This is a genomic window from Streptomyces sp. AC627_RSS907, assembly GCF_019049165.1.
Genome location: NZ_JAGMUE010001069.1, coordinates 1 through 556, shown reverse-complemented (window position 1 = coordinate 556; position 556 = coordinate 1). Strand labels below are relative to the sequence as shown.

Sequence of the window (556 nt, the reverse complement as noted above, 5' to 3'; positions counted from 1 at the left end):
CCTTCACGGGCCTGGACGGCGAGCAGATCCAGGTCTCGCTGACGGCCAACCCCTCCCACCTGGAGGCGGTGGACCCGGTCGTCGAGGGTGTGGCGCGCGCCAAGCAGGACATCATCGGCAAGGGCGGCACGGACTTCACCGTGCTGCCGGTGGCGCTGCACGGCGACGCAGCCTTCGCGGGCCAGGGCGTCGTCGCGGAGACGCTGAACATGTCGCAGCTGCGCGGCTACCGCACCGGCGGCACCGTGCACATCGTCATCAACAACCAGGTCGGCTTCACCGCCGCCCCGGCCGCGTCCCGCTCCTCGATGTACGCCACCGACGTGGCCCGCATGATCGAGGCGCCGATCTTCCACGTGAACGGCGACGACCCGGAGGCCGTGGTCCGCGTCGCGCGGCTGGCCTTCGAGTTCCGCCAGGCGTTCAACAAGGACGTGGTCATCGACCTCATCTGCTACCGCCGCCGCGGCCACAACGAGACCGACAACCCCGGTTTCACCCAGCCGCTGATGTACGACCTGATCGACAAGAAGCGCTCGGTGCGCAAGCTCTACAC

Annotated in this window: 1 protein-coding gene; it reads left to right on the top strand. The window is 68.9% G+C overall.

From position 1 onward, the window contains the following. On the top strand, positions 1–556 hold a 556-nt coding region (locus KUM32_RS40300; RefSeq protein ID WP_254406769.1), incomplete at both ends, for a thiamine pyrophosphate-dependent enzyme.